General features: G+C 62.0%; 27 protein-coding genes. 22 read left to right on the plus strand and 5 right to left on the minus strand.

Going from position 1 to position 26,834, the window contains the following annotated elements; genetic code table 11:
• Window positions 1–136 precede the first annotated feature (136 nt).
• Window positions 137–1,057 carry a nucleotide exchange factor GrpE gene (gene grpE / locus DV706_RS13645; RefSeq protein ID WP_006065636.1) on the plus strand — a complete coding sequence of 307 codons (921 nt, stop codon included), beginning with the start codon at window positions 137–139 and terminating at the stop codon, window positions 1,055–1,057.
• A gap of 164 nt (window positions 1,058–1,221) precedes the next feature.
• On the plus strand, window positions 1,222–3,126 hold the full coding sequence (gene dnaK / locus DV706_RS13650) for a molecular chaperone DnaK (RefSeq protein ID WP_006065637.1): 1,905 nt from the start codon (window positions 1,222–1,224) through the stop codon (window positions 3,124–3,126).
• Window positions 3,127–3,380: 254 nt separating this feature from the next.
• On the opposite strand, the gene DV706_RS13655 is transcribed toward dnaK, so the two are convergent.
• A complete protein-coding gene (locus DV706_RS13655; RefSeq protein WP_006065638.1) occupies window positions 3,381–3,887 on the minus strand; it encodes a DedA family protein in 507 nt (168 codons plus the stop codon).
• Between the two features lie 311 nt (window positions 3,888–4,198).
• Here DV706_RS13655 and dnaJ point away from each other — a divergent pair, with 311 nt between their 5' ends.
• From dnaJ to DV706_RS13690, 7 genes are all read left to right on the plus strand, one after another.
• Complete coding sequence (gene dnaJ, locus DV706_RS13660) at window positions 4,199–5,362, plus strand: molecular chaperone DnaJ (RefSeq protein ID WP_006065640.1); 1,164 nt, start codon at window positions 4,199–4,201, stop codon at window positions 5,360–5,362.
• A gap of 275 nt (window positions 5,363–5,637) precedes the next feature.
• Window positions 5,638–6,237, plus strand: a complete 600-nt coding sequence (locus DV706_RS13665; protein ID WP_006065641.1) for a DJ-1/PfpI family protein — start codon at window positions 5,638–5,640, stop codon at window positions 6,235–6,237.
• A gap of 189 nt (window positions 6,238–6,426) precedes the next feature.
• Window positions 6,427–7,167 carry a hypothetical protein gene (locus tag DV706_RS13670; RefSeq protein ID WP_006065642.1) on the plus strand — a complete coding sequence of 247 codons (741 nt, stop codon included), beginning with the start codon at window positions 6,427–6,429 and terminating at the stop codon, window positions 7,165–7,167.
• Between the two features lie 73 nt (window positions 7,168–7,240).
• On the plus strand, window positions 7,241–7,786 hold the full coding sequence (hpt, locus tag DV706_RS13675) for a hypoxanthine/guanine phosphoribosyltransferase (RefSeq protein ID WP_006065643.1): 546 nt from the start codon (window positions 7,241–7,243) through the stop codon (window positions 7,784–7,786).
• A 206-nt stretch (window positions 7,787–7,992) separates the two neighbouring features.
• Window positions 7,993–9,384 carry a uracil-xanthine permease family protein gene (locus DV706_RS13680; RefSeq protein ID WP_006065644.1) on the plus strand — a complete coding sequence of 464 codons (1,392 nt, stop codon included), beginning with the start codon at window positions 7,993–7,995 and terminating at the stop codon, window positions 9,382–9,384.
• A 247-nt stretch (window positions 9,385–9,631) separates the two neighbouring features.
• Entirely contained in the window at window positions 9,632–10,156 is a 525-nt protein-coding gene (locus tag DV706_RS13685; RefSeq protein ID WP_006065645.1) for a YciE/YciF ferroxidase family protein, read from the plus strand.
• A gap of 98 nt (window positions 10,157–10,254) precedes the next feature.
• Complete coding sequence (locus tag DV706_RS13690) at window positions 10,255–10,536, plus strand: ubiquitin-like small modifier protein 1 (RefSeq protein WP_049889741.1); 282 nt, start codon at window positions 10,255–10,257, stop codon at window positions 10,534–10,536.
• Window positions 10,537–10,986: 450 nt separating this feature from the next.
• Here the strand turns inward: DV706_RS13690 and DV706_RS13695 are convergent, their stop codons facing one another.
• Window positions 10,987–12,666 (minus strand): aldehyde ferredoxin oxidoreductase C-terminal domain-containing protein, encoded by a 1,680-nt coding sequence (locus tag DV706_RS13695; protein WP_006065647.1) that lies wholly within the window; start codon window positions 12,664–12,666, stop codon window positions 10,987–10,989.
• 278 nt (window positions 12,667–12,944) lie between these two features.
• Here DV706_RS13695 and DV706_RS13700 point away from each other — a divergent pair, with 278 nt between their 5' ends.
• From DV706_RS13700 to DV706_RS13720, 6 genes are all read left to right on the plus strand, one after another.
• Window positions 12,945–13,604: an HAD family hydrolase gene (locus tag DV706_RS13700; protein WP_006065648.1), complete on the plus strand. Its 660-nt coding sequence runs from the start codon at window positions 12,945–12,947 to the stop codon at window positions 13,602–13,604.
• A 122-nt stretch (window positions 13,605–13,726) separates the two neighbouring features.
• The gene (locus DV706_RS21805; protein ID WP_006065649.1) at window positions 13,727–13,903 is read left to right on the plus strand and encodes a hypothetical protein; all 177 of its coding nucleotides are present in this window, start codon (window positions 13,727–13,729) and stop codon (window positions 13,901–13,903) included.
• A 142-nt stretch (window positions 13,904–14,045) separates the two neighbouring features.
• Entirely contained in the window at window positions 14,046–14,855 is an 810-nt protein-coding gene (locus DV706_RS13705; protein WP_049889721.1) for a succinylglutamate desuccinylase/aspartoacylase family protein, read from the plus strand.
• Window positions 14,852–15,157, plus strand: a complete 306-nt coding sequence (locus tag DV706_RS13710; protein ID WP_006065651.1) for a hypothetical protein — start codon at window positions 14,852–14,854, stop codon at window positions 15,155–15,157. The genes DV706_RS13705 and DV706_RS13710 overlap by 4 nt, the downstream gene beginning before the upstream one ends.
• A gap of 116 nt (window positions 15,158–15,273) precedes the next feature.
• Window positions 15,274–15,474 carry a hypothetical protein gene (locus DV706_RS13715; protein ID WP_006065652.1) on the plus strand — a complete coding sequence of 67 codons (201 nt, stop codon included), beginning with the start codon at window positions 15,274–15,276 and terminating at the stop codon, window positions 15,472–15,474.
• Between the two features lie 59 nt (window positions 15,475–15,533).
• Window positions 15,534–15,971: an RNA-binding protein gene (locus DV706_RS13720; protein WP_006065653.1), complete on the plus strand. Its 438-nt coding sequence runs from the start codon at window positions 15,534–15,536 to the stop codon at window positions 15,969–15,971.
• Window positions 15,972–15,998: 27 nt separating this feature from the next.
• Here DV706_RS13720 and DV706_RS13725 read toward each other — a convergent pair whose 3' ends face one another.
• The gene (locus DV706_RS13725; protein WP_049889742.1) at window positions 15,999–16,199 is read right to left on the minus strand and encodes a hypothetical protein; all 201 of its coding nucleotides are present in this window, start codon (window positions 16,197–16,199) and stop codon (window positions 15,999–16,001) included.
• A gap of 178 nt (window positions 16,200–16,377) precedes the next feature.
• Between DV706_RS13725 and DV706_RS13730 the strand changes: the two genes are divergently transcribed.
• Complete coding sequence (locus tag DV706_RS13730; protein ID WP_136350890.1) at window positions 16,378–18,141, plus strand: YcaO-like family protein; 1,764 nt, start codon at window positions 16,378–16,380, stop codon at window positions 18,139–18,141.
• Window positions 18,142–18,182: 41 nt separating this feature from the next.
• Here the strand turns inward: DV706_RS13730 and DV706_RS13735 are convergent, their stop codons facing one another.
• Window positions 18,183–18,674 (minus strand): hypothetical protein, encoded by a 492-nt coding sequence (locus DV706_RS13735; RefSeq protein ID WP_049889722.1) that lies wholly within the window; start codon window positions 18,672–18,674, stop codon window positions 18,183–18,185.
• A 124-nt stretch (window positions 18,675–18,798) separates the two neighbouring features.
• Between DV706_RS13735 and DV706_RS13740 the strand changes: the two genes are divergently transcribed.
• The 6 genes from DV706_RS13740 to DV706_RS13765 all read left to right on the plus strand — a co-directional run bounded on the left by DV706_RS13740 (window position 18,799) and on the right by DV706_RS13765 (window position 24,743).
• The gene (locus tag DV706_RS13740) at window positions 18,799–19,278 is read left to right on the plus strand and encodes a cupin domain-containing protein (RefSeq protein ID WP_006065657.1); all 480 of its coding nucleotides are present in this window, start codon (window positions 18,799–18,801) and stop codon (window positions 19,276–19,278) included.
• Between the two features lie 394 nt (window positions 19,279–19,672).
• Window positions 19,673–20,173, plus strand: coding sequence for a hypothetical protein (locus tag DV706_RS13745; protein ID WP_006065658.1), 501 nt, complete (start codon window positions 19,673–19,675; stop codon window positions 20,171–20,173).
• Window positions 20,166–21,761: a sodium:solute symporter family transporter gene (locus tag DV706_RS13750; protein ID WP_049889723.1), complete on the plus strand. Its 1,596-nt coding sequence runs from the start codon at window positions 20,166–20,168 to the stop codon at window positions 21,759–21,761. Before DV706_RS13745 ends, DV706_RS13750 begins: the two co-directional genes overlap by 8 nt.
• Window positions 21,758–22,249 (plus strand): hypothetical protein, encoded by a 492-nt coding sequence (locus DV706_RS13755; RefSeq protein WP_006065660.1) that lies wholly within the window; start codon window positions 21,758–21,760, stop codon window positions 22,247–22,249. The genes DV706_RS13750 and DV706_RS13755 overlap by 4 nt, the downstream gene beginning before the upstream one ends.
• Window positions 22,250–22,371: 122 nt before the next feature.
• The gene (gene cmk / locus DV706_RS13760; RefSeq protein WP_049889724.1) at window positions 22,372–22,980 is read left to right on the plus strand and encodes a (d)CMP kinase; all 609 of its coding nucleotides are present in this window, start codon (window positions 22,372–22,374) and stop codon (window positions 22,978–22,980) included.
• Window positions 22,981–23,069: 89 nt separating this feature from the next.
• Window positions 23,070–24,743, plus strand: coding sequence for an AMP-binding protein (locus tag DV706_RS13765; protein ID WP_006065662.1), 1,674 nt, complete (start codon window positions 23,070–23,072; stop codon window positions 24,741–24,743).
• Here DV706_RS13765 and guaB read toward each other — a convergent pair whose 3' ends face one another.
• Window positions 24,744–26,246, minus strand: a complete 1,503-nt coding sequence (gene guaB, locus DV706_RS13770) for an IMP dehydrogenase (protein WP_006065663.1) — start codon at window positions 26,244–26,246, stop codon at window positions 24,744–24,746.
• Between the last annotated feature and the right edge of the window lie 588 nt (window positions 26,247–26,834).

The raw sequence follows: 26,834 nt of genomic DNA on the forward strand, positions 1-26,834 counted from the left end.
TACTGTCTGGTGTCTCGAGCGGCGGTACCGTCGGCTGCCGATGGAGTGCCCGACTCGAGCGGCGCAGACGGGAACCCGGTAGTGCCCAGCGCACCGTACCTCAACCCTTTTATTACCGCTGTTCGTTGACTGGCACATGAGCGAAGACGAGGGCACGAACGCGACGGCCCAGGGTGTCCCGTCCGAGGAGCAATCCGACGACGGCGAGACGGCCGACGTCGAGTCCGACGCGGCCGGCGACGCTGACTCGCCCGATACGGACACACCAGCCGAGGACGAACCACAAGCCGAACCGGCCGTTTCAGACGACGAGGCGGCCATCGCCCCGGAAACGAGCGACGACATCCAGGAACTTCTAGAGGAGATCAGCGAGCACGACGACGACCTCGCCCACCAGGTCAGCGCTATCGTCGAGGATGCTCGCGAGGTAAACGCCACTGTCACTGACCAGCGCGAGGAACTCGAGGATCTCTCCGAGCGCGTCGAGGAACAGGCCGAAACCATCGGCGAGTTGCAGGACGACCTCGAGGCAGCCGAAGCTGAAGTCGACGACCTCAAGGGTCGGCTCAAGCGCAAACAGGCCGACTTTCAGAACTACAAGAAACGCGCAAAAAAGCGCCAACAGCAGATCAAAGACCGGGCCACCGAGGATCTCGTCGAACGACTGCTTGGCGTCCGCGACAACATGAAACGCGCCTTGGAGGAAGAAAGCGGTGACGCCGACAGCCTCCGTGATGGTGTCGAGATGACGCTTCGAGAGTTCGACCGTGTGCTCGAAGACGAGAACGTCTCGGAGATCGATCCCGAGCCTGGCACCGAGAGCGACCCACAGCGCCACGAAGTGATGATGCGCGTCGACAGCGCGCTGCCCGAGGGGACCATCGCCGACGTCTACACACCCGGCTACGAGATGGGCGAGAAAGTCATTCAGAACGCACAGGTAACCGTCTCGAACGGCGAACTCGAGGCCGATGTGGACGAAGACTCCCCGGCAGCGGCCGACAGCGACGATAGCGACGCCGGCGACGAAGCCGCGACCGAAGAAACCGCCGACTGACGGACGGTACCGGCTTCTGACAGTTTCGACCGAATTTTTCAGTATTTCGTTTCGGCCGTCTTACCCCTCGAGAGTGGCTTCTATCGCCGTTTCCGAGTATTTTATTCGGCTCACGAAACGCCCTAGTAAGCTTTAAAACAAAGTGCGCACAATAGCCCCCCACGATGGCGAGCAACAAAATTCTCGGAATTGACCTTGGGACGACAAACAGCGCGTTCGCGGTGATGGAAGGTGGCGACCCAGAGATCATCGTCAACGCCGAAGGTGAGCGGACGACGCCCTCCGTCGTCGCGTTTACCGACGACGACGAGCGACTCGTCGGCAAGCCGGCAAAAAATCAGGCGATCCAGAACCCCGAAAAGACGATCGCTTCGATCAAACGCCACATCGGCGAAGAGGATTACACCGTCGAGATCGACGACGAGGAGTATACGCCCGAGCAGATCTCGGCGATGATCCTCCAGAAGATCAAACGCGACGCCGAAGAGTATCTCGGTGATGAGGTAGAGAAAGCCGTCATCACGGTCCCCGCATACTTCTCGGACCGACAGCGCCAGGCGACCAAAGACGCCGGCGAGATTGCCGGCTTCGAGGTCGAGCGCATTATCAACGAGCCAACCGCCGCGTCGATGGCCTACGGCCTTGACGACGACTCCGACCAGACCGTGCTCGTCTACGACCTCGGTGGTGGCACCTTCGACGTCTCGATTCTCGACCTCGGCGGCGGTGTCTACGAAGTCGTCGCAACGAACGGCGACAACGACCTCGGTGGCGACGACTGGGACGGAGCCATCATCGACTGGCTCGCCGAGGAGTTCGAGGCCGAACACGGGATGGACCTTCGCGAGGACCGACAGGCCCTCCAGCGGCTCAAAGACGCCGCCGAAGAGGCCAAGATCGAGCTCTCCTCTCGCAAGGAGACCGAGATCAATCTGCCGTTTATTACGGCCACCGACGACGGCCCGATCCACCTTGAGGAGTCGCTCACGCGAGCGAAATTCGAGTCGCTCACGCAGGATCTGATCGACCGCACCGTCGAGCCGACCGAACAGGCACTTGAGGACGCCGGCTACAGCAAAGACGACATTGACGAGGTCCTGCTAGTCGGTGGCTCGACCCGGATGCCACAGGTCGGCGAGAAGGTCGAAGAACTCACCGGCAAGGAGCCCCAGAAGAACGTCAACCCCGACGAGGCCGTCTCGCTCGGCGCGGCGATTCAGGGTGGCGTTCTCGGCGGCGAGGTTGACGACATCGTCCTGCTCGACGTCACGCCACTCTCGCTGGGTATCGAGGTCAAAGGCGGCCTCTTCGAGCGACTTATCGAGAAGAACACGACGATTCCGACCGAAGAGTCGAAGATCTTCACGACCGCGGCGGACAACCAGACCTCCGTGCAGGTCCGTGTCTTCCAGGGCGAGCGTGAACTCGCACAGAAAAACGAGATGCTCGGCGAGTTCCACCTGACCGACATCCCGCCAGCGCCGGCAGGCACCCCACAGATCGAGGTCACGTTCTCCATCGACGAAAACGGCATCGTCAACGTGAGCGCAGAGGACAAAGGCACCGGCGCAAGCGAGGAGATCACCATCGAGGGTGGTGCCGGACTCTCCGACTCCGAGATCGAGGAGATGCAGGCCGAAGCCGAGAAACACGCCGAGGAGGACAAGCAGAAACGCGAGCGCATCGAGGCCCGAAACACGGCCGAAGCGACGATCCAGCGCGCCGAGACGCTACTCGAGGAGAACGAAGAAGAAGTCGACGACGATCTGCGCGGTGAGATCGAGGCAGCCGTCGAGGAACTCGAGGAAACGATCGACGACAGCGATGCGGACGCCGAAGACATCGAAGCCGCGACTGAGAGCCTGAGTAAGGAGCTGCAGGAGATCGGCAAGCAGATTTACCAGCAACAGGCTGGAGCCGCAGGCGCTGGCGGTGCAGCCGGTGGCGCTGGCGCCGCAGGTGCCGGCATGGGTGGCGGTCCAAACCCAGGTCCTGGCGGCGCAGCAGCCGACGAGGGCGAGGAGTTCGTTGACGCGGACTTCGAAGACGTTGACGAAGACGACGAGTAACGAGTCTTCGTCGGCTCGGAAGGTGAACGAAGTGAGCCTTCCGTCGTTTCGAAACGTGAGCGAAGCGAACGTTTCGAAGTGAACGAAGACGACGAAGACTGAGTCGTTTCTTCGGCGATCTTGCCGTCCCGTAAGCGGTACACCGTGATATCGGTGTACTGCATCGTCTTGCCGGAGGCCTCTCACCCAGTCGAAAATATTCACATCAGTTACGATCGTCCGCAGGTTCGTGGTGCATTCGCGCGCTGCATCTTCTAGAATATCGCTCGCACTACACCGACCGCGACAGCGACGATGGCCGCGTGATAAATCAGCGTTGACGTAAACGCGAAGAACACGAGCTTCGCGACGGGGTAGCGAGCGATCCCTGCTGGAAGGAGGATCAGCCCGCGGAGGTACGGAACGAAGTTCGTGACGAACACGCCGACACCGCCGTACTGCTTGAACCACCGTTCCGCTTGGTCGATTCTGTCGGGGGAGATACGAATCCGCGGCGACGATTGAATCGTTGACAATCCGTCGCGACGGGCGATATAATAAATGATGAGCTGGCCGGCGACGTAGCCAGCCGTCGACACAGAGATGATCACAGCAGTTTCACTGCGGCTTGCGGAGATTGCCAGCACGTATCCAGGAAGGATCACCGTCGTAGGGATCGGCTTCCCTACGAATGCCCCCTTCAACAAGAAGAATACGAACAGAGCCGGCAAGCCGACGCGCAGGAGAAGATCGAACAGCGCATCGACGATCGCTTCAAACATTCGAAGTCTGCCCGTGGTTTGGGACAGAGCATGTAAAACATCATTCATCGGTAGAATCCTGTCGACATCGCAGAACCGTTCGTCCCGCTTACATTTCCAAGACGAAGCCGACTCCGTACCTCGACGTTGCAATCGATGTGTGCAACTCGAGCCAGCTCCAGAACTCACAGAGAGCGGACTCACCGTCGCCGGCGAGTAGACAGCAGCCAGCGAGCGATTCCGTGTCAGTGAAACGAAATAGCATCGACACAGCGGCGTCCACGCGGAACGTTCGTTTCAAGTGGCTCAACCGAGTATCGGTGTGACAACGAATGAGCGAGGACTTCTATGACGTGCTCGGTGTGAGTTCCGACGCGTCGGCTGAGGAGATCAAACAGGCGTACCGGACGAAGGCCACGGAGTACCATCCGGACGTCAGCGACGACCCTGACGCCGAGGAGAAATTCAAGAAGATCCAGAAGGCAAAGCAGGTTCTGACCGACGAGGAAAAACGTCAGGCCTACGACCGGATGGGTCACGACCGCTACGAGCAAGCCGAAAAGCACGGCTTCGACGCCAGCGACGCCGGTGCCGGCGGGATGGGTGGTGGCCCGTTCGGTGGTATGGGCGGCGGTGGCGGCATGGGTGGCGGCGGACTCGGCGATATCTTCGAGCAGGTCTTCGGCGGCGGTGGCGGCCGCGGTCGGCGTCGGCCACGGAAAGGTCGGGATCTCCGAACCGAACTCGAGATCGATCTCGAGCAGGCGTTCGAAGGAGCCGAAAAACAGTTTACCGTCGAACGACCCGAGGAGTGTGAGTCCTGTGATGGAAGGGGCCATCCAGCAGATGCGGACGCCGAAACCTGTCCGGAGTGTCAAGGCCGGGGGCAGGTCACACAGGTCCAGCAGACGCCGCTGGGGCGGGTCCAGCAGACGACCACGTGTCCACGCTGTGATGGCGAAGGGACACTGTACTCCGAAACCTGTGACGACTGTCACGGCGAGGGCTACGTTCGCAGCGAGGCAACGCTGACCGTCGAGGTTCCGCCGGGCATTCAGGACGGCCAGACGCTCCGGATGGAAGGCGAGGGTGCGCCCAGTCCCGAGGGCGGCCGTCGTGGCGACCTGCTGATCGACGTCTCGGTTCGTGACCACGAGTTGTTCGAGCGCGAGGGCGACGATCTCCGACACCGACTCGCCGTCTCGTTCCCACAGGTGACCTTCGGCGACACCGTCACGGTGCCGACACTCGATGGCTCCGTCGAGTTCGACATCCCCAAAGGAACCCAGAGTGGGGAAACCTTCCGCCTCGAGGGGAAGGGTATGCCTCGACTCCGCGGCCGCGGACAGGGTGACCTCTACGTGAAAGTCCAGATCGTCACCCCCGAGAATCTGAACGACGAGCAGCGCGACGCGCTCGAGGCCTTCGCCGAGGCCGGCGGCGACGAGATCGACGTCAAGGAAGGCTTCTTCGAGAAGATCAAGCGGGCGTTCTAAGCCGTCGTTCGTCCGCTAGCCTGATACTATCTGTTGGCAGTCAGTTCCGGCGCGACCGCGACCCGTCCCGCGGTCGTGCCGGGACATCAGTATAGCAGACCGTATGGCCCGTTTGACGGGCTGTCTCGATATCGTGCTGTTTTGTCTACACGTCGCGTCTCGAGACGCAGCGATCGGTCCCGCGTTCGAGTGACGGTACGTTCGCCAAAGAGAGTGTCATGGTAACGTTCAACATTGACTATGGCCGATGCGGCCGTACTGTCGGACGGAGACCCATGTCAGCACAACAGATCCTACTCCTCGCCGGCGACTACGTCGAGGACTACGAGGTAATGGTCCCGTTTCAGGCACTCGAGATGGTCGGCCACGACGTCCACGCCGTCTGTCCGGAGAGGTCGGCCGGCGACACCTGTCCGACCGCCGTCCACGACTTCGAGGGCGACCAGACGTACACCGAGAAGCCAGGGCACAACTTCGAGTTGAACCACGACTTCGACGCCGTCGACCCCGCCGAGTACGACGCGCTGGTCATTCCTGGTGGCCGCGCGCCCGAGTATCTCCGAACGTACGACGAAGTGCTCGAGATTACTCGCCACTTCTTCGAGGAAGACAAGCCCGTCGCCGCGGTCTGTCACGGCGTCCAGATCCTCGCCGCGGCGGACGTCCTCGAGGGACGCACCTGTACCGGCTATCCGGCGCTCGAGGCGGACGTCCGCGGCGCTGGTGGCGACTGGACAGGCGAGGTAACTCGCGACGAGAATCTGGTGACGGGACAGGCGTGGCCGGACCACCCCGAGTGGCTCGCGGAGTTCTTAGCGTGTCTCGGCACCGAAATCGACCACGCCGACACTGCCCCTGCAGCCGCGGACGACTGAGACGGTCTGCTGTACCGATGTCCCGGCACGACCGCGGGACGGGTCGCGGTCGCGCCAGAACTGTCTGACAGTAGACCGTATGACACCGACTCGAGCAGCCGACGATCAGCGCGGACTCGCCGTCGTATGAGGGGATGCCGTCGGCCTCGAGTCGGCGCGCTTTTTTTGGCTGGGTACTGAGTGGCACGTATGACCGCCGTGACAGTCGACGAGCTACTCACGCGTGAACTTCGGGACGATCGCACGGCACTCGTCGATGCGACGGGCCGGGAGTTCGACCACCACTGGCTGTGTACGACGTCCTGGAAAGCCGGGAACTTCCTGCGACATTCGGGCGTTCGAAAGGGTGTCACCGTCGGCATCGTCGGCGAGAATCCGCTCGCCTTACTCGCCTTCTTTGGCACCGCGATGCTCGAGGGGACCGCACAGTTCGAGCCGCCGACCGACCTCACGGATGAAGACGGTTTCCGGGCGCTTGTAGCACCGGTCGACGACCTCGAGGCCGGGATCTACGACCTTCCGCGTGGTGCCCAGCGGGTGGGCTACGGGTCGAAACCGAACGAACCCGATATCCATCACTTCGATGCGGGTGTCTGGAGCGAGAACCCTTCGTTCCCACCGCTGGATATCGACCCCGAGACGACGATCCTGACCGACGGCGATCGGACGATCAGCCACGAACAGGCACTCGAGGCCGCGAGCGAACTGATCGACGAGTACGGTATCGAGGCCGGCGACCGCGTCGTCGTTCGGGAACCGCTGTCGGATCCTCGAGCCACGGTTGCGGGTGTCCTCACACCGCTGCTCGCAGAGGGTGTGATCGTGCTGGCAGACGAGGAGACGACAACGAAACAGGGTGTGTATGCGGTCTCGAGCGAGTCGGCACCTGAGCCGAACCGAGTCGAGCTGGACGACGTGTCGCTTTCGTAAGACGCGATATCGCTTCGTCGGCGGGCGACTCCGAGAACGATCCGTTTTTGCCGCGATTCCCCCAATCGCTTCCATGGAGAGACTCCTCGAATCGCTGGATGACGCGCCGATTATCGACAAAGACGGTTACGAGTACCTCGTACACCCAATCAGTAACGGTGTGCCGAGGCTCGATCCCGATCTGTTGCGGGAGGTCGTCGTCGAAGTCATGCGAACGATCGACCTGGACGTCGACAAGATCGTCGCCCCCGAGGCGATGGGTATTCACCTCGCGACCGCACTGTCGCTCCAGACCGACATTCCGCTGGTCGTCATCCGCAAGCGACCGTACGGCCTCGAGGGCGAGGTGTCCTTACATCAACAAACCGGTTACTCGGAGTCTGAAATGTACATCAACGACATCGAGGAGGGTGACCGTGTCGTTATCGTCGACGACATGCTCTCGACGGGCGGGACGCTGGCGGCCATCTGTAACGCCCTGGATGATATCGGTGCCGAGATCGTCGATATCGCGGTCGTCATGCGAAAGGTTGGGCCGTCCGAACTGGACGACACCGAGTTCGAGGCGACGAGCCTGATCGATATCACCGTCGAAGACGGTGACGTGCTCGTTCACTGATTAGTTCGCGTCTACCGAGACATGCGACTGGCGAATCGAACGAACGCCTCGAGACGACGAACCGAGAAATCGAGCTGCGGGACCGACCTGTGGGCGACGACCCGGAAATGAATACACATACGTGTATAATATTGCCGGTTAGTGCCCCTCCAATAAGCGTATATACGAGACTTTTTGTAAGTCAACTCGTTACGGGTCGCGTATACATGTCGAACGAGACGGACGGGAGCATTCAACTCGAGTACGAGATTGACGATAGGCCGCCGTGGCCGAAATCGATCCTTCTAGGATTACAACATGTCGCAGTGATGATCGTCCCGGCGACCGCCGTGGCGTTCGTCGTCGCCGGCGGTGTCGGCCTCGATGCTGCCGACACGGCCTATATCGTCCAGATGGTGCTGCTGTTCTCCGGTCTGGCGACGGTCGTGCAGGCCTACACCGTCGGCCCGGTCGGGGCACGGCTGCCGATCGTGATGGGCTCGAGTTTCACGTTCGTCGGCGCAGCGATCACGATCGGTGTCGACTACGGGATGGCCGCGGTGTTCGGGGCGATTCTCGTCACCGGGTTCACGGTCGAGGGACTCATCGGCTGGCAGTTCAAGCGCATCAAACCCTTCTTCCCGCCACTGGTGACCGGCCTCGTCGTCGTCATCATCGGGTTGTATCTCATTCCGGTCGGTATGGATTACGCTGCAGGTGGTGCTGCAGCGGAGGAAGCCGGCGAGTTCGGTGCACTCCACCACATCGGGCTGGCTGCGCTCGTGTTGGCGATCGCTGTGGGGCTCAACATGTTCACTGCGGGCGTCACACGACTGTTGAGTATCCTCGCCGCCATCGGTGTCGGCTACGCGGTCGCCGTCGTGGCTGGACTCGTCGATTTCTCGCCCGTCGGCGACGCAGCTTGGGTCGCCGTTCCCTCACCGACCCGGTTCGGCTTCGAGTTCGAGCCGGTCGCGATCGTCGTCTTCGCCTTCCTCTTTCTCGTTTCCGCGATGGAAACGGTCGGCGATATGTCTGGTGTGACGGCTGCTGAGGGTCGTAACCCGACAGATAAAGAGTTCCGCGGCGGGCTGTTCAACGACGGCATTCTGAGTTCGCTCGGCTCAATCTTCTCTGCGTTCCCGATTACGTCGTTCTCACAAAACGTCGGTATCGTCAACTTCACCGGCGTGATGAGCCGCCACGTCGTCGGCATCAGCGGCGTCATTCTCGCGGTTCTCGGCCTTAGCCCGAAAGTCGGTGCCGTCGTCACGACCATCCCCAGTGCGGTCTTCGGCGGTGCCGTCTTGCTGATGGTCGGCATGGTCGCCGCAAGCGGCGTCCGGTTGATCGTTCTGCACACCGAACTCGACCGACGAAACATGGTCATCGTGGCCGTCTCGCTTGGCCTCGGACTCGGCGTCGCGACGACGCCTGAAGCGCTCTCGGGGCTTCCGAACGCAGCCGAGACGTTCTTCGGGGAACCCGTCATTATGACGGCGCTATCAGCACTCCTGCTCAACACGTTCGTTCCGGGCGAACAGAGCCCCCTGTTCGACGCCGTCTCCTCGAGTCCGGCGCCAGAGACCGACGCCGCCGCCGGTCCCAGCGACGATTAACCCCGTTGTGTGAACCGCTTCGGGCGGAGGTCCCGAGGGACTCATCTCGTTTATCTGTAGCTGACTCCGATCGTCCCGGCAGATTCAACGTCAAGCCTGTCAGCTGTCGCTGCAAAAACGGTTCGTTCGCTCGCCGGTCGACTGGAGCCGGGGGCTCGAGTCCGACGACTGTCCGCGGGTGCGACTGGGCACAACGCCTGCATGTTCGGGGCCGACGACTATGCAACTGCCTGGTACGGGTTCCAGTATGGAGACCACTGTCGACCACATCGACGACCTCGAGGAACTGTTCCACCACAAACTCGCCCAGCAGTATTACATCGAAGAGGAACTCGTCGGGACGTTAGACGAGATGGCGATCAATGCGACCAACGATCGGTTGAGTGACGGCTTCGCCGACCATCGCGACGAAACCCGAACGCAGGTCCGGCGACTCGAGGACGTGTTCGCCGCGCTTGATCGACCGGCAGAACGGCGCGATGCCCCGATCCTCGACGCGCTCGAGGAGGAACGACCGATGCTCGAAAACGCCATCGAAGACGACGACCTGCGCAACATGGTGTATCTGAACGCGGGGATGATGACCGAGCGCATCGAGATGACGGCCTACGAGGGGCTGACGTCGATCGCGGGCCAGATCGGCTACGATGACGAGATCCGAAAACCGCTCGCGTCGAACCACGACGAGGAGAAGGCGGCCTACCGCGAGCTGTCGGCGATGGAGACCGCGGCGGATATGAAGCCGCTGTGGGATCGGCTGACACCATCCTGATCTGGGGCTCACGTTTCGGTGTGTCTCGTCCCTCGCGGCTGGACGTGACACGTGTCGGAACCAGCGGCTACAAGATCAATCACGTCGAACCCGAGCGCGTGCAACTCGAGTGCGTCTTCTTTGGGCCGTTTCGAGACGTTACTGGCGAAAAGACCGTCATCCACGAGACGGATGCCGAGACCGTCGGTGAGCTGCTCGTCGAACTCGAGCGAGCGTACCCGGCCCTCGAGGGCGACCTGGTCGACGAGGATGGAGCCGAACTGGCCGGGAAGACGGTCGTCACCAAGAACAAGCGAAACGTCACGCACATCGACGGCCTCGAGACGGCCCTCGAATCGACGGACGTGATTCGGCTGGTGCCGTCAGTGTACGGTGGGTGACCGACCTCACCAGACACACCGCCGTTGATAGCGGTGTACGGACAGCGACTCGCCTCGGCTCCCGCTCGACTCCGCTCACTCGTCTTCAGTATTCTTTGCATGAGTATGCCACCCACGGGTATTATTTCTTCGAGAACGTACGCTGATCGTACTGCCGGACGATAGCAAGTTCGGCAACCGACCCAGCACCGTTTCCGAACACGATTGGTGGGTCACGCACGCTCGAGGGAGAGAACGCACCCGGATACCTGACCCACGTCGTCGAGTGTCACGCCTCGACGACCCGCCGACGCGTTCATACTCCTGTTCGCGTGGCCCCTTCACTGTGGTTCGATCGCGGCTGTTTTTTGCGACGGCTGGACAGGCTCTCCAAGCTAGATGCGACCAGTCAAACTGAGCTAGCGAGAACAGCCATCGCGCGACCGTCGTGTGATGGCGTCGTAGTGATGTTCACTCACCACTCTCGTCTGTGGCTGGTCCGAGCGACTCGAGCGCTGTCTCGGGAACGAGCCCGTCTTCGGACCAGCCGCGTGCATCGTAGTACTCGGTGATCGAATCCTCGAGATCCGGGATCTCGTAGGGGAGTTCGTCGTCGTCACGGTCGAACCCGCGCTGGTTGTTGAAGTGACGCTCGAGCTGGACGGTTCGAGCACCGACCTCCATAAGCGCTGCATAGTCGGCATCGAAGAGCGTCTCGAGGCGTTCGTCGGTGACGTAGTCGTCGCCGAAGGCACAGACGATCCCCGTATCGCGAAACGCGTTGTGATTTTCCTCGGCGACGAGCGTTTCGGCTTTGCCGACTGTGCCCTTCGGGTCGAGTTGCCCGCTGTACTCGAGACTCAACAGGCTCGCATACATGTGGTCTGCGCCGCGATTCGCAACGGCGTAGGATAGTCCCTGCCCGTGGAGGACGCGTCCGTCGTGGGCGGCAAACTCCATGCCTTTGACCGTGTAGTCCTCGACACCGAGCTCGTCGTGACAGCGGGCGACACCCTCCGCGAGTGGATCACCGACTCCTTCGCGGGTGGCGATTTTCTCGGTGAGTTCCCGTGCGAGGTCGGCATTTCCGAACTCGCCTTTGCTTGCGAGATAGGCAGCGACAGTGACGCCCGCGGAGATGGTGTCCATGCCGAGCGTATCACAGAGTTCGTTCGCTCGCATGACGTCGACGATATCGCCGACGCCCTGCAGCGAGCCGAAGGCGTAGACGGTCTCGAACTCCGGCCCTTCGGTCTCGACGCCGGTTGCCTCGTCCCGCGTCGGGAGCTTGCAGGCGTACGCACAGGCCGAGCACGCTCCTTTGGTGTACTTCTTTTCCTCGACGGCGTCGCCACCGATGGCAGCGGCGTCCTCGAACTCGTACCCCTCGAAGTACCGTGTTGGGAGCGAGAAGTTGTCGTTGATAAACTCGGTGCCACCCGTCGTTCCCTGTCGGCGCATTCGGTCGTCCGACTGGGCAGCCTCCCGATGAATCTCCATCTCCGGTGGGTTTGGAATCTCGAGTGGCGGAGCCACGTCGCCGTCGAACGTGACGCATTTGACGTTCTTCGAACCCAGAACGGCACCGAGGCCGCCACGCCCGAACGCTCGCGAGTCGAACGTCATCACGGATGCAAACCGAACGAGGTTCTCGCCTGCCGGGCCAATGGCGATGCAGTGTTCGGGGCCGAGGTCGTGATGGTCGCTCATATAGTCGGAGGTTTCGGGAACAGTCGCACCCTCGAGTTCCGGCACGTCCTCGAACTCGACGCCGGTGTCTGTGACGTGGATGGCGAGCAGTTCGTCGCTCTCGCCTGTCACCTCGAGGACGCTGTATCCCGTCGCAACGAAGTTACGTGAGAGGTACCCTCCGGCGTTGGTCGAAACCAGCCCGTCAGTCAGCGGCGAGAGGCCGGTCATGTTCATCCGCCCCGTAAAGGACATCTGGGACTGCTGGAGCGGCCCCGTCGAAAGATAGGCCCGGTTCTCGGGACCGAACGGATCCGCATCGAACGGGATTCGCTCGTGGGCGAGTGCCGTCGCCGTCGCGCGACCGCCGACGGTGGCTTCGAGGACGTCGTCGATTACCGTCTCACGTGTGGTCCGTTCACCGGCATCGACGGTAAGCAGTGGCCCGGTAGCAGACAGCATACTCACACGGTTCGAGACCGTGCTTCTTAGCTGTACGCGCCGCTTTCAGCCGGTTGACGACACGGATAGTCAGCAAGTTCAACATTCCATAGCCGCCCAGTACCAGAACGACCGATAGCAACAACTGAACCGATGTCCACACGCATCGCACAGCCGTCGTGCGATGCGGTGTGCAGTGACGCTCAGTGGCTACTCTAGTGACAGTCGACAGTCAGTAGCACCGACCGCTATCGCCAGCTAGAAAAAGCTTTGAGACCGGGGCAAATACAACCCCAGCGATGCAGTACGACGCGGTCCTGTTCGACTTCGATGGGGTCGTAGTCGAGACGCCCTCGTCCCAGCGGATGTACGACGCACTTGGACGAACATACGAGAAGCTCGGACGCTCTGGCCCCGTAGCAGCGACGCTTCAGGAACTCATGCACGGCGACTTCGAGTCAATCGCTGACCGCTGTCGACGTCTCGAGATCGACACCGACACGTTCTGTACCCAGGCGGCCCGCGAGATGGTTCGAGCCCAGCTCTCGGAGGTCGAGAACGGGCTGCGGTCGATGTACGACGACGTCAGTACCGTTCGCTCGCTTTCGGTCCCACTCGGGATCGTCAGCGACAACCACCCAACCGTCGTCTCGCGGCTGCTCGATCGCTTCGGCCTGCGATCACGGTTCGAGACCGTCTACGGCTGTCCCCTGACGCCGGAAGGGTTCTCCCGCCGGAAACCCGACCCGACGAACATCGACCGCGCGATGGACTCCCTCGGGGCCGAGTCGGCGTTGTACGTCGGCGACCGGGCGATCGATGTGCAGGCCGCCCACAACGCGGCGATCGATTCGGCGCTGCTGACGCGCTCGAGTGAGTCGCCAGCGGACGACGCTGCCGACATCGAGCCGACGTATCGGCTGTCGTCGCTCACGCAACTGCCGGCAGTGCTCGAGTAGCCGGCTGTCAGTTTCGAGCGCGCAAGCGAGCAGCCGCGAGTGCTGTGGGGTCGTCAGTCCTGATCGACCGGGACAGATCCTGGGACCGAGCCAGTTATACACGCTGATTGCTGAGTTCCGATGTGGTCCCTGCCGAATCGAATACGTCCGCAGAATCCGACTCATTGCAGAGTCACAGCTATCGTATCACCGTCGATGACGGTCGTGAGTCGTTTTTCGCACTGAGTATCGAAGACGCCTCGAGTGAAGAGGCGTGGCTTATGTCTGATACCGTCGTCGCACTGGAGAACATGCGATAAGTACCGATCGAACCATCAGTGTTCCGTCTGCTTCTCTCGAACCACCCACAACAGCTGTCACCGGCCTCGAGACGTGACGGCACGACAACACTCGGTTCGCCGATAGAAAACCGCTTCAGAACGTACGCCGTTGCTCCACTCGATGAGGCGTCGGATGTTTCTGACCGCTGGTGGCGTTCTCGCGGGGACAGTTACAGCAGGGGTCGTAAGCCGGCCGTCGGCGAACGAACACCTGCTGGGAGCGGCACGCGAACCCAACAGCGAAGACGAGCCCCAGCGATCGACGGAATCGATTCTTCCCGGCACTGCTCACGAGACGCAGCTGTACGAGATCGATGCACCGCAAACTGGTCCGACGGCGATGGTGTTCGGGGGCGTCCACGGCGACGAGCGAAGCGGGATCGACGTCGCCCACGAGGTCACCGACTGGTCACCCGACGCAGGGACACTCGTCGTCGTCCCTGAAACCGACCGCGTGGCCGTCGACAACGATGAGCGCGAGGGTGTCGACGGCGACCTGAACCGTCATTTTCCGGCCGACCGCGAGCCAGTGAGCGAACTCGCGCGTGGGATCTGGAGCGCCGTCGAAGCCTACGATCCCGACGTCGTTCTCGATCTCCACCGATCGCTCGGGATCTACGGATTGCACCGAGAGTACGTGGGACAGGCGATCTTTCACTCGCCGAACGCCCACGGTGGCGCACTCGCCGACGCGCTCAACGACGACGGCGTCCCGTGGTATCTGCCGTTGCATCGGTTTACTGCCCGGGAGACGCCGCTCTCGGGCTCGTTGCTCTTCCAGAAGGCGGCCCGCGAACTCGAGACGAGTGCGTATCTCTTCGAGACGACCGAGTTCCTCCTCGACCGCGAAACGAAAGTCGACCTCACGCGACTGGCAACGGCGCACGTCCTCGCGCTGCATGGGCTGCTCGAGGTCGAGGTGAAGCGATGACGGGGCTGTTTCGACGGGCGCTTTCGAGCCCGGCGACGATCGCGACGTGGCTGTTGCTCGTCGTCCCGTTCGCGCTGGGCTCGCTCTCGACGGCGCTGTACTCACCGCTTGCGCTGCCGGGTTATCTGCTCTATGGCCTCGGGACAGCGGTCGGCAACGCCATCGCGCCGCGCTTTGAGTTCTGGCTCTACTGGGTTCCGTTTCTCGCTGGCTGTTGTGCGGTTTCCGTCGTCGTCGGCGTCGGCTACGAGTGGTGGCGCGACTGGACGGATACGGGCTCGAGTGGTCGTAGGCGACAGTGAGTTGACCGCCAATCGAGTGCCGCTGATCGGTCGTGCTGGCCGCCAGCATCGGGTCGCTCGAGACAGCCTTGCCGCGAATCAGTCCCTTTTTACGCCGTGGTGGGGAATCATCGGGTATGAGTTTCGAGGAAGACGACCACGTCGTCCTGCACGACGAGCACAGCGAGTTCGACGGAGAGACCGGGACCATCACGCAGACGATGGAGTCGATGTTCGGTGACGTCACCTACACGGTCAGCTTCGAGGACGGACAGGAAGCCGGCGTCGCCGAGGATTCCCTCGAGGCAGCCGACGTAGACGACGAAGACGACGAATAAGCGAGTTCCAAGGAGCACGACGGGCTCCCACCGACTCGAACCGCACCCGTATCACACAGATGCCACAGATCCCGCTTCACTACGTCGATTTACGCACGTTCTGTTACGCCACCGAGGACGAGAAACGCGTCGAGGAGGCGCTCCGAACCTTCCTCCCCGAGGAGTTAGAGATCGAACGCGTCGAGAGCGAAGGCCACTACGGCGACCGCATTCTCGTTCTCTCGGCACGCGTCGAGAACGCCGACGACGTCCGTCACGTCCTCGCTCGGCTCGCCGACCTCGAGTCGTTCGACCAGCTGATCGACGAACTCGACGAGCGGGTCACCGAGAACACCGAACTCTTCTTGCGACTAGACAAGCAGGCGGCCTTCGGCGGCGATGTCTGTCTGGGTGATGGAATCACCTTCCGTGGCAAGGTCGAGGCCTACCCGGCAAAGAAAGAACAGGCCGTCGAAAACGCCGAGGACGTCCTCGAGCGACTCCGAGACGAGTCGTAGATCGGCCGGCTGTCGGCCGCTATTCCTTTACCGGAGCCGACGGTACAGCCGGAGCAACGCCGAAGTCGCCGTTCCAAAGCCCGGAACTCGAGACGAGACGGCAGCAGCACCGAGCAACAGAAGCCCGCTCCGTTTGCGCCCCTTCGCAAACTCCATGACGGCGTCGAGAAGCGTCGTGACGACGCTTGCGTTTTTCAGCAGGTCCGTTCGGTCGTGTGTCACACTCATTGTGATCGTTCCGACGGCGGCCGTCGACAAACGATGGGTGCTTGCAGGTGTCGGCCAGCCTGGAGCAGGGTACGTTCGCGTGTCGGATCTTTGAGAGCGAACGATCGAGCAGGCACTCGGGCCCTCGAGTCGACCAGTGAGCGCGGCGCTTTTCAGCCCAGCCTGCGACGGCTTTCGTATGCACATCCACGTCGTCGGTGACGATCCGGTTCGGTCAGCCGTCGTCGCCGCGCTCGGAGACGTCGATATCGCCATCGAAGACGCCAGTCCGGACGACCTTGAAGCGGCCCGGTTCGCAGTCGTCAGCGACGTCGCTGGCTCGGCGACGTTCACGCGGGCGAGCGAGGCTGCACGGGCGGGCGGAACTCCGTGGATCGCCGTCGAAATCGGCGGTGTCGGCGGCTACCCGATCGCTGACGTCGACGCGGCTGTCTCGGGCTTTGCCCCGGCGACGGGCTGTTTCGACTGTCTCCGCCAGCGTGTCGCGTCGAATCTCGAGGACGGGGCGACGAGCGACCGACCACAGGCGGATCGCAGCGCTGTCCGACTCGCCGGCGCAGTTGCCGGCCGGGAGTGTGTGCGCGTCCTCTCGGGCGAGGACCAGTCGGTGATCGGGCAGACGGTCGAACTCCCACATAACAGACGACGATTCCTCCCGGTGCCGGGCTGTGACTGCCAGACCGAGCCGCGATCGCGGACGCTCGAGCGTGACGACGACTCGCTCGGTCTGGATGCGGCCGTCGAACGCGCCGAGGCGGCGATCGACGACCGGGTTGGGATCGTCAGGAGTATCGGCGAGGTCGAATCGTTCCCCGCACCGTACTATCTGGCGACGACAGCCGACACGTCGGGCTTTAGCGACGCAAGCGCGCCGACACAGGCCGCCGGCGTCGCCGACGACTGGAACGCAGCGTTGATGAAAGCCGTTGGCGAGGGCCTCGAACGCTACTGTGCTGGCGTCTATCAGAACGACGAGTTCGTCCACGCAAGCGAGGCCGAGTTGGAAACGGCAGTCTCACCGACCGATCTCGTCCGGCCGGACGACGCCCCCGAATACGACTCGAACGAGACGTACCGGTGGGTTCGTGGTGAGGACCTCGCGACCGGCGAGTCCGTCCATCTGCCCGCCGCAGCCGTCCAGTTTCCCCAGCCCGGCGAGTCGCTCGTGCCATCGATCACGACCGGGCTCGGGCTCGGCTCGTCAACTGTCGACGCCCTGCTGTCAGGGCTAACGGAAGTACTCGAACGCGATGCGACGATGCTCGCGTGGTACTCGACGTTCGACCCGCTCGGGCTGGCAGTCGACGACGACGCCTTCGCGACCCTCGAGCGCCGTGCCCGAAGCGAAGGGTTGTCGGTGACGCCGCTGCTCGTCACCCAGGACGTCGATGTCCCCGTCGTTGCTGTTGCCGTGCACCGAGAGCCGGCTGCGCTGGATGGCGACATTGAGCCGGGCGACGACGCGTGGCCCGCGTTTGCCGTCGGCTCCGCAGCCGGACTCGACGCCACGGCTGCCGCACGGTCGGCACTCGAGGAAGCCCTCCAGAACTGGATGGAACTCCGGAATTTGGGGCCCGAGGAGTCCGCCGAGGCGTCGGGGGCGATTGGCGAGTACGCCGCCTTCCCCGACGCTGCTCGAGCATTCATCGACGTCGAACAAACGATTCCCGCAGCCAGTGTCGGCCCCGACCCGGCCCCCTCGGGCCAGGAAGCCCTCGAGGCGCTCGTCTCACGGACGACCGACGTCGGCCTGACGCCGCATGCGGCCCGACTGACGACGCGAGACGTCGAAGAGATTGGCTTCGAAGCGGTCCGGGTCGTCGTCCCCGGCGCACAGCCGCTGTTTACCGGGGCGCCGTACTTCGGCGAGCGGGCTGAGCAAGTGCCAACCGATCTCGGATTCGAGCCACGACTCGAGCGGGCGTTTCATCCGTATCCCTGACTCGCTCGACTCGAGCGCGAAGAACCCCGTAGCCGATCGCGTTACTCGTCGGGGTCGCTGTCGGTATCGGCGGTTTGGTTTCCGTCAGGATCGACCGGTTCGCTCGGCGTACCGTCCTCGCCGTCGACGGTCACGTTGTCTTCGTCGTCGCCCCGGTCAACCTCGATCACGAGCTCGTCATCGGTAAACCGGACCATCACGAGTTGGGTGTTCTCCGTCACCGATACTTCTCTGACCTCCACTGCTTCGTCGTCATCGATTCTGGAAACCCTGAAGCTTTGCTCCGTTCGATCTAAGTGCGGTGGCCCAACGGTTTCGTTCGGCGTGATGGAGTAGCTCTGCTCGTAGCTTTGCCGACCCGTCTCACGCTCACGGGCCTCGAGATGGAGGTTGTGTGTGCGCTCGGCTTCGCTTTTGATCTCGATCGGGATGACACCCTGAAATCCGAAATGCTCTTGGACCCCATCGAGACAGCCTGCAAGCCCAGCGGTAGCAGCCACCCCGGCGAACTGAAGTACCCTGCGACGATTCACGCTCGAGAGTCAGGGATGAACGAACGTAGGCGTTACTCTTCAGCTATTTCTCTCGAGCAGTCAGCACTGGCGTATGGTAGACCAGACCGTGTGTTTTTATCCCGTGATAGAGAAACACCCGCGTATGGAGAAAGTCACGATCGACGAGATCGATATCGAACGCAATCCGATGGAGGTCCACTCGGTTCGGCGGCCGATCTCACAGGCACTCGGGATGACGGATTTCGCGATGAACTACTTCGAGCTCGAACCTGACGAGTCGTTTTCGGGTGGGTTTCACACCCATCACGATCAAGAAGAGGTGTTTTATATTCAGGAGGGTGTCGCCACGTTCGATACGGAAGACGGCGAGGTGGCCGTCGAGGCCGGTGACGTGATCCGGTTTGCACCGGGAGAGTTCCAGCATGGATACAACGATTCCGACGAGCGCGTCGTCGGGTTTGCCTTCGGCGCACCCGGTGCTCGACACGACTGGAGCGAGATCGAATCACTGATCTACTGTCAGGAATGCGAGGAGGAAGTCGGCCACGGGCTCGAACTCATCGACGGGAGTGCCTTCCGGATGACCTGCACGGCGTGTGAGAACACGTTCACGCTCAGTTGATCGCCATCGCGGACCTCGAGCGTCTCGCAGCGTGGTGGCGGGGTGCTGTTCTGGCCACCAGTGTTGAGCGAGTGTCGCAACTGAGACGGGTTCGACACAGACACAACGGCGTCGCTCGATCGGGTGTGCACTGATAGACGTCGCTGACGAGGTCGCCGTCGAAGTGCAGTGGTGTCTCTGTTCAAGAGACAGTTGTTGACATGTTAACGGTCACCTTCTCATCCACAACGAACATGTTACCTAGTATTGCGGCGGACAAGAGCGCTGCAGCGATGGGGAGGCGTCGAAAGAGGGCATGACTGTTCCCTAAACCCAGGCGACTGTCCTCGAATGGGTCGTTGCCGATCCATGATCAAGCCGACCGCAAGACGACTTCGATACGAGCAATCTAACAATGGCACGAAACGTTACAATGAGCCTGATCGGTGTACTCTCAGTGGGTGCACTGGTGACGGCAAGTCTCGGGTGGTACAGAACGTTCTCGTTTATCGGCGGGGCGATCATCCTTTCGGTGATCGCGACGTCGACGATCGAGCGAAGCGATAGCGACCCCGACCTGGCTCCGTACACGGGGCTGATCGGTGGGCTGGCAGTGTTTTTCCTGATCGGCCTGACCGGGATCTGGCTGACGTGGGACCCCTCGGTCACCGAGTACAGTTACATGCTCGGACTTCCGGTTCCGACGCTGATCTACTTCGGGTTCCTCTGGCTGTTGCCGCTGACAGCGGCGATCTACTACTCGGTGATCTTCGATCGGATCGCCAGCGAGGAGATCGTCAACGACGTCATCGACTCCGCGCGCAAACAGCAGCGACAGGAGTCGTTTCCGCTGGCACCGAGCAGATCGAAGGCTCCCGCAGAAGCGACCGACGGTGGCGAGGTGACCGATGAATAATTTCCTCTCGATGCTGGCGCTCCCGCTCCAGCAAGACGGCATTCCCATCGCTGACGATCCCGTCATCATCGCTTTCGGGGCAGCGTACCTGCTGATCGTTCTCGCGATCGGTGCCTGGGGATGGATGCAGACCGAGTCGACGAGTGACTTCCTGATCACCGGAAAGAGTATCGGAACGTGGGTGCTTGCGATGACCGCGTTCTCGGTGATCCAGTCCGGCTTCGGCTTCGTCGGTGGCCCCGAACTCGTCTACTCGTTCGGGACGACGGCGCTGTGGATCTTCTTTACTGCACCGCTTGGCTTCCTGCTCACCTGGATCGTCCTGGCAAAACGGATGCGCTTGCTCGCCGACATTCGGAACGTGTTGACGCTGGCTGACGCGACCTACGTTCGCTATGAGAGCGAGTGGGTCCGCGGGCTTACCGGGTTCGCCGTCGCCCTCGGTGTAGTGGCCTACCTCGCGGTCAACCTGGCCGCACTCCAGTTCGTCATGCGGGCGATCTTCGGCATCCCCCTCATCTGGGGACTGCTCGGCGGCGCGTTGATCCTGCTGTTGTACAGCATGCTCGGCGGGATGATCGCGGGTGTCTGGACCGACTTCCTGCAGGCGATTACGATGATCATCGGTGCTGTGTTCGTCTTCGCCTACGCGATGTCGTTCGGTGGCGGTATGGAGAACATCTCCCAGAACCTGGCGAGTGCAGATCCTGCCCTCGTCTCGCCGTTCGGCGCACTCGGTGGTCCAGAAACGGCCATCCTGGTCGGCGTCGCCTGGTGGATCCTGTTTTCGGTCGGTGCGGCCGGCCAACCCCACCTCATCACGAAGTTCTACATGAGCCGTGATATGACGATCCTGAAATGGGGCGCGCCGATCGCCGCCATCTCGTATGCCATCTCGAGTATGATCGCGTTCTCCGCTGGGTTCTCGATGCGAGCGATGGTCGAGGCTGGCCAGATTTCGGAGACGTTTTCGCCGTCTGAGGTCGGTCCCGTCTTCGTGCTTGATCACACGGGAAGCATTATCGCTGGCCTGATCCTCGCAGCACTGCTCGCGGCGATCATGTCGACGAGTGACTCCTTCCTCAACATCGGCGCTGCCGCGATCTCGCGTGACATCCCGCGAGCGCTGGGACACCCGATCACGGACGACCAGACGGAACTTCGCGTGACCCAGGCCGCACTCGCTGGACTGACGGTTCTCGCGACGGTCGTCGTCTTCTACTCACAGGCACTGGTCGGCATTCTGGGTGCGATCAGCTGGGGCTTCTTCGCCGCCGCGTTCGTTCCCGTCGTCGTCTTCGGACTGAACTGGAAGGGGGCGAGAAAGGAAGGCGCGATCGCAGCCCTCGTCGTCGGGATGATCTTCAACATCGTCTACAACGCTATTCCGGAGATCGCAGCCGTCACCGGAACCGAATGGCTCAACGAAGCGATCATGGCGACGTACCCGTACCCTGCTGCGGTGCCAGCTGAAGCGATCGCGCTGCTGGTCGCAATGGTCGTCTTCATCTTCGTCTCGCTGCTCACACAGGCGACCGAGGATGAACGAGCCGTCCCAGCCGACCTGCACGCGCTGTTCGAACGATGACGACCGTCGCCCAGTCCCAACCCATGACCGACACCGAAACCACGATTGCACGACTCACTCGCTGGCTCCGCCAGCGCCCGAACTCGATCGAGTTCTGGGAGCTGGTCATCACCGACGAGCGAGTCGTCTGGTGTTACGTCGGCCAGTCCTACCGATCGATGCTGCTGCGGGCTGATATGGGCGAACGCGATCGGGCGATCGTCGACGACAGCAGACTGGACGAACTCGAGGAGTTAGCCGAGGAGAACTTCGCCGTCCCGCTCGAGGCCCTCGAGTCGATCCGACTCGTGGAAGGCACGCGGTTTCGGCGCGCGAAACTCGAACTCGAATGGCGAGACGACACCGACAGCCGCTACAATGGCCAGATGACGCTGGTCAGTACCAGCGACGCCGACTCACAACGAGACATCGTCGCCTCCCTTGAGGAGGATCCACGCCTCGAGCACGTCGACATCGAATTCGACACGCGGCGCTGGCCGTTTTTCTGACGGCGCGTTTGGGAACGTACGTTCCCGACCGCCGACGTCGGGGACAACACATCAATCGGTGTCAAGCCCCGTACGCGGCGGCAGCCGGATATCTTTTTACACTGAACGGAGAGTGTTCGTGTATGTCCATGGATGCTCCATCGGCCGAGATCGACACGACACTCTTCATTACCGTCTCCGGACCACCGGGATGTGGAGCAACGACACTGTGTACCCAGCTGGCCGAAGCGATGGGCTGTCCGTACGTCTCTGGGGGCGACATCTTCCGCGAGATCGCGGACGAACAGGAGATGACGCTCAACCAGCTGACGGCGAAGGCGGACGAATCCGACGAGATCGATCGGGCGATCGATCAGCGCTTGCAGTCGATCGCCGAAGAGTGGGGGATGGCGAACAAGCCGTTTATCCTCGAGTCCCGGCTTGCTGGCTGGCTCGCCGGTGAGCGTGCCGACCTTCGGATCTGGCTGGATGCCCCTGAAGACGTCCGACTCGCCCGTATCGAAGACCGCATCGAAACCGAAGCCGAGATGCGCGTCCGAGAGGTCAGCGAAGCCGGCCGATACAAGTCCTACTACGAGATCGATATCGACGAACGCGAGTTCTACGACCTCAATATCAACACCGCACGCTGGAGCAAACGCGGCGTGTTCGAACTCGTTCGGGCCGCCTTAGAAGAGTACGATCCCGAAACCGACGAAGGTGCGTTCTCTACCCCGACCGTCGATCTGTAACTCGAGGTCGCGTTCGGTCCAGTCTACTGCTGACTTGTGTGGCTGATGACGCCGGTTCTTTCTTGTTGTATGTCGACAAACATCATGGTATGTCATACTACGTCACGGTTACTGGGGAGACGTACGCGGACGCACGCGAGTCGTTTTCGTGGGACGTTCCAGACGGCTTCAACGCAGCTGTGGATCTGGTCGGGAAACACGACGGCGACCAGCCTGCGCTGGTGCAACTAACCGACGACGGGTCGCGGACGACGTACACGTTCGGCGACCTCGACGCTCGGTCGAACGCCGTCGCAAACGCACTCGAGGCACGTGGTATCGAACACGGCGACCGTGTCGCTGTCGTCGTCCCGCAAAAGCCGGCGAACGTGCTCACCCATCTCGCCTGCTGGAAATTGGGAGCGATCTCGCTTCCGCTCTCCGTGCTGTTCGGTGACGACGCGCTCCGATATCGGCTGACCGACAGCGACACTCGCGTGGCCGTCGTCGATGCGAGCCAGTTGGCGACGATTCGCGAGGTCGCCCCCGACTGCCCGGCGCTTGAGTCCGTTCTCGTGGTCGATGACACGAGTTCCGAGACTGTCGACCAGCAGCGAATCGATGGGGTCACCGTGGAGCCGTTTGACACCGCCGTCGACTGGACGGCGACGGCGCTCGAGCCCGCCGACACCGACGTCGACACGCCTGCGATCATCATGTATACGAGCGGCAGCACCGGCGAGCCCAAAGGCGTCCTCCACTCTCACGGCGTCTGGCTCGGCCACTGTCCGGCGTTTCAGCTCTACTTCGAACACGACGTCCGCGACGGCATCTACTGGACGCCCGCCGACTGGGCCTGGATCGGCGCACTCGGCGATCTCGTCTTCCCCGCCTGGCATTACGGCCAACCGGTCGTCGGCTACCCGATGGGGTCGTTCGACGCCGAGCGCGCGTTCGAACTCATGGCGACCGAAGCTGTGACGAACACCTTCCTTCCGCCGACTGCGATCCGGATGCTGATGGACATCAAGGAGCCGACAGAACGCTACGACCTCTCGCTCGAGTCGATCTGTTCCGGCGGCGAACCGCTCACCCCGGAGATTCTCGAGTGGGCCGACGAGACGCTCGAAGGCGTGGTCGTCAACGAACTCTACGGGCAGACGGAGGCGAACCTGCTCGTCACGAACTGTCGGCAGTGGTTCCCGGCGAAACCGGGAAGTATGGGGAAACCAGTGCCCGGCCACGACGTCGCGGTGCTCGAGCCCCAGACGGGCGAGCGGGTCGACTCGGGCGAGGTCGGTGAAATCGCGGTGCGCCGCGGTGAGGATCCCGTGATCTTCGAGTCGTACTGGAACGACCCGGCGAGGACGGATGCAGTAACGCTCTCAGACGGGCCGGATGGCGACCGCTGGCATCTTACTGGCGACCTCGCCGAACGGGACGAGGACGGCTCTCTCTGGTATATCTCTCGAGACGACGACCTCATCATCACGAGCGGCTATCGCGTCGCGCCGCGAGAGGTCGAGGAAACGATGCTCGCCCACGAAGCCGTCGCTCAGGTCGGTGTCGTGGGTGTCCCTGACGAACGACGTGGTGAGATAATCAAAGCAGCCGTCGAACCCGCATCGGAGGCGTCTGCAACCGACGAGCTACGGGCCGAGCTTCGCGAGTTCGTTCGCGATCGGCTAGCAGCCTACGAGTATCCGCGCGAAATCGAATTTCGTGATGAACTCCCGACGACGACCACCGGCAAGATCCGGCGGACGGAGCTCAAACCGGAGTGATTAGCTGTTGTCGGGCGAGTAGTTCGGCGCTTCGTCGGTGATGACGACGTCGTGGGCGTGGCTCTCTGCCTGGCCGGCCGAAGAGACACGGACGAACTCCGAGCGCTCTTTGAACGCGGGGAGCGTCTCGGCACCGACGTACCCCATCCCCGACTGCATCCCACCGGCGAGCTGGTGGAGTTCGGATTTGAGCGTGCCCTTGTACGGCGTCGCGGCCTCGACACCCTCTGGCACGTACTCGTCTTCCTCGTCAGGTTCGTCCTTGAGATATCGGTCGCTGTCGCCCGACTTCATCGCGCCGACGCTTCCCATGCCACGGTACTGCTTGTACTTCTTCCCGTTCATCGTGACGACACGGCCGGGGGCCTCGTCGGTGCCAGCAAAGTACGAGCCGAGCATGACCGCGTCTGCGCCAGCGGCAACCGCCTTGATCGCGTCACCGGAGTAGCGAATGCCGCCGTCGGCGATCACAGGAATGCCGTGTTCGCTTGCGACGTCTGCGACCTGTGCGACGGCGGTGATCTGGGGCATTCCGGCACCCGAGACGACACGCGTCGTACAGATCGAACCGGGGCCGATGCCGACCTTGATTCCGTCCGCGAAGTCGACGAGATCCGCTGCTGCCTCGCGGGTCCCGACGTTGCCGACAACGACGTCTGCGTCGACGGACTCTTTGATCTCTCGAGCGCCGTCGATAACGTTCAGGTTGTGCGCGTGGGCGGTGTCGATAAACAGCACGTCCGCACCAGCCTCATCAGCCGCCTCAGCCCGGTCCTGTTCGAAGGGACTGACAGCGACCCCACAGCGAAGTCGGCCGCCCTCGTCACGGACGGCCTCTTTGTACTCTCGGCGCTGGAGGATGCCCTGCATCGTCACGAGCCCGACCAGCAGGTTCTCGTCGTCGACGACCGGCACACGCTCGATCTTGTGGTCGTACATCAGTTCGAACGCATCGCGGGGGTCGATCTCTTCGGGTGCCGTGACGACCTCGTCAGTCATCGCCGCGGTAACCGGGTCCTCCTCGTTGACCTCGAGGTGGGGCCGGATGTCGGTACTCGAGATAATCCCGAGCACTTCGCCGCGGGTGTTGACAACGGGTGCGCCACCGACACCGTTGCGGGCCATCCGTTCGTCTGCCTCACGGACGCTCATCTCGGGGTCGACGGTGACGACCGAGTCGAGGGGGATAATGAGTTCGTCGGCGCCTTTGACGCGCTCGATCTCCTCGACCATCTCGTCGATGTTCATATTGCGGTGGAGCACACCGAGGCCGCCGTGGCGGGCCATCGCAATCGCCATCCCGCTTTCGGTAACAGTGTCCATCGCCGCCGAAAGGATTGGGACGGAGACCTCGACGTTTCTGGAAACCTTCGAGGTGAGATCAGCCTGGTCCGGTTCGACGCGACTCTCCTTTGGCCGGAGGAGTACGTCGTCGAACGTTAGCGCTTCCGGTACTGCTAGTTTCGAAGAATAAGTCCCATGTTCGGGAACGTCGTTCGCCATGTAAGCCGTCGGAACCCACGAGCAAAAAGCGTTGCGAGATATATTTGGGTGTGAACGGTTGACGCGGCCGGCGACGGCCGATTCGGCGGATCCCGTGCTGGTACAGTATATCAATGATCACCGGTTGCTCGAGTGTGGGCTGGCCCCAGTTCGTTGGTGATCGGTAGACACCTCGCGCCGACAGCGCTGGTGAAGATTACGTTCACTGTGGTCTCCTCGTAGACGTTTTCAGCGGTATCTGCAGTGGCCACGAACACAGTCAAAAGAGGACAATCGTCTACCAGATAGCGATTGTCTCTCCGATGTGCAACTACAACTCCGTACATTCCCTCGCAGATATGGGTGTCAGTGGCGAAAACACGTCAGCTTGTGCAACCGCTTCCCACGCAACGTTTATTGACACTCCTGTGTATTCTCTGGGTATGTACGCTGTGAGTTTCAGTGAATCCCGAATCGGTGGTTGGATGAGTCATCACTCCACCTCCAAATTTACATTCGGGAATCAGAATACACCACTCACAGCACGAGGTCGCAATCGGACGAACTGGTGGCTCACCCACCATGCCCTTCGGGATCGTCCACCCTATT

The organism is Natronorubrum bangense (assembly GCF_004799645.1).
In the GTDB taxonomy this organism is placed as follows: domain Archaea; phylum Halobacteriota; class Halobacteria; order Halobacteriales; family Natrialbaceae; genus Natronorubrum; species Natronorubrum bangense.

Coding starts and splice junctions, on each gene's coding strand:
- DV706_RS13750 (WP_049889723.1), top strand. CDS start 20,166: ATGAATAATTTCCTCTCGATGCTGGCGCTCCCGCTCCAGCAAGACGGC.
- DV706_RS13700 (WP_006065648.1), top strand. CDS start 12,945: ATGCAGTACGACGCGGTCCTGTTCGACTTCGATGGGGTCGTAGTCGAG.
- guaB (WP_006065663.1), bottom strand. CDS start 26,246: ATGGCGAACGACGTTCCCGAACATGGGACTTATTCTTCGAAACTAGCA.
- DV706_RS13710 (WP_006065651.1), top strand. CDS start 14,852: ATGACGGGGCTGTTTCGACGGGCGCTTTCGAGCCCGGCGACGATCGCG.
- cmk (WP_049889724.1), top strand. CDS start 22,372: ATGTCCATGGATGCTCCATCGGCCGAGATCGACACGACACTCTTCATT.
- DV706_RS13755 (WP_006065660.1), top strand. CDS start 21,758: ATGACGACCGTCGCCCAGTCCCAACCCATGACCGACACCGAAACCACG.
- DV706_RS13655 (WP_006065638.1), bottom strand. CDS start 3,887: ATGTTTGAAGCGATCGTCGATGCGCTGTTCGATCTTCTCCTGCGCGTC.
- DV706_RS13720 (WP_006065653.1), top strand. CDS start 15,534: ATGCCACAGATCCCGCTTCACTACGTCGATTTACGCACGTTCTGTTAC.
- DV706_RS13730 (WP_136350890.1), top strand. CDS start 16,378: ATGCACATCCACGTCGTCGGTGACGATCCGGTTCGGTCAGCCGTCGTC.
- DV706_RS13745 (WP_006065658.1), top strand. CDS start 19,673: ATGGCACGAAACGTTACAATGAGCCTGATCGGTGTACTCTCAGTGGGT.
- DV706_RS13695 (WP_006065647.1), bottom strand. CDS start 12,666: ATGCTGTCTGCTACCGGGCCACTGCTTACCGTCGATGCCGGTGAACGG.
- DV706_RS13705 (WP_049889721.1), top strand. CDS start 14,046: ATGAGGCGTCGGATGTTTCTGACCGCTGGTGGCGTTCTCGCGGGGACA.
- DV706_RS13740 (WP_006065657.1), top strand. CDS start 18,799: ATGGAGAAAGTCACGATCGACGAGATCGATATCGAACGCAATCCGATG.
- dnaK (WP_006065637.1), top strand. CDS start 1,222: ATGGCGAGCAACAAAATTCTCGGAATTGACCTTGGGACGACAAACAGC.
- DV706_RS13665 (WP_006065641.1), top strand. CDS start 5,638: ATGTCAGCACAACAGATCCTACTCCTCGCCGGCGACTACGTCGAGGAC.
- DV706_RS13680 (WP_006065644.1), top strand. CDS start 7,993: ATGTCGAACGAGACGGACGGGAGCATTCAACTCGAGTACGAGATTGAC.
- DV706_RS13725 (WP_049889742.1), bottom strand. CDS start 16,199: ATGAGTGTGACACACGACCGAACGGACCTGCTGAAAAACGCAAGCGTC.
- DV706_RS13715 (WP_006065652.1), top strand. CDS start 15,274: ATGAGTTTCGAGGAAGACGACCACGTCGTCCTGCACGACGAGCACAGC.
- grpE (WP_006065636.1), top strand. CDS start 137: ATGAGCGAAGACGAGGGCACGAACGCGACGGCCCAGGGTGTCCCGTCC.
- hpt (WP_006065643.1), top strand. CDS start 7,241: ATGGAGAGACTCCTCGAATCGCTGGATGACGCGCCGATTATCGACAAA.
- DV706_RS13670 (WP_006065642.1), top strand. CDS start 6,427: ATGACCGCCGTGACAGTCGACGAGCTACTCACGCGTGAACTTCGGGAC.
- dnaJ (WP_006065640.1), top strand. CDS start 4,199: ATGAGCGAGGACTTCTATGACGTGCTCGGTGTGAGTTCCGACGCGTCG.
- DV706_RS13685 (WP_006065645.1), top strand. CDS start 9,632: ATGGAGACCACTGTCGACCACATCGACGACCTCGAGGAACTGTTCCAC.
- DV706_RS13765 (WP_006065662.1), top strand. CDS start 23,070: ATGTCATACTACGTCACGGTTACTGGGGAGACGTACGCGGACGCACGC.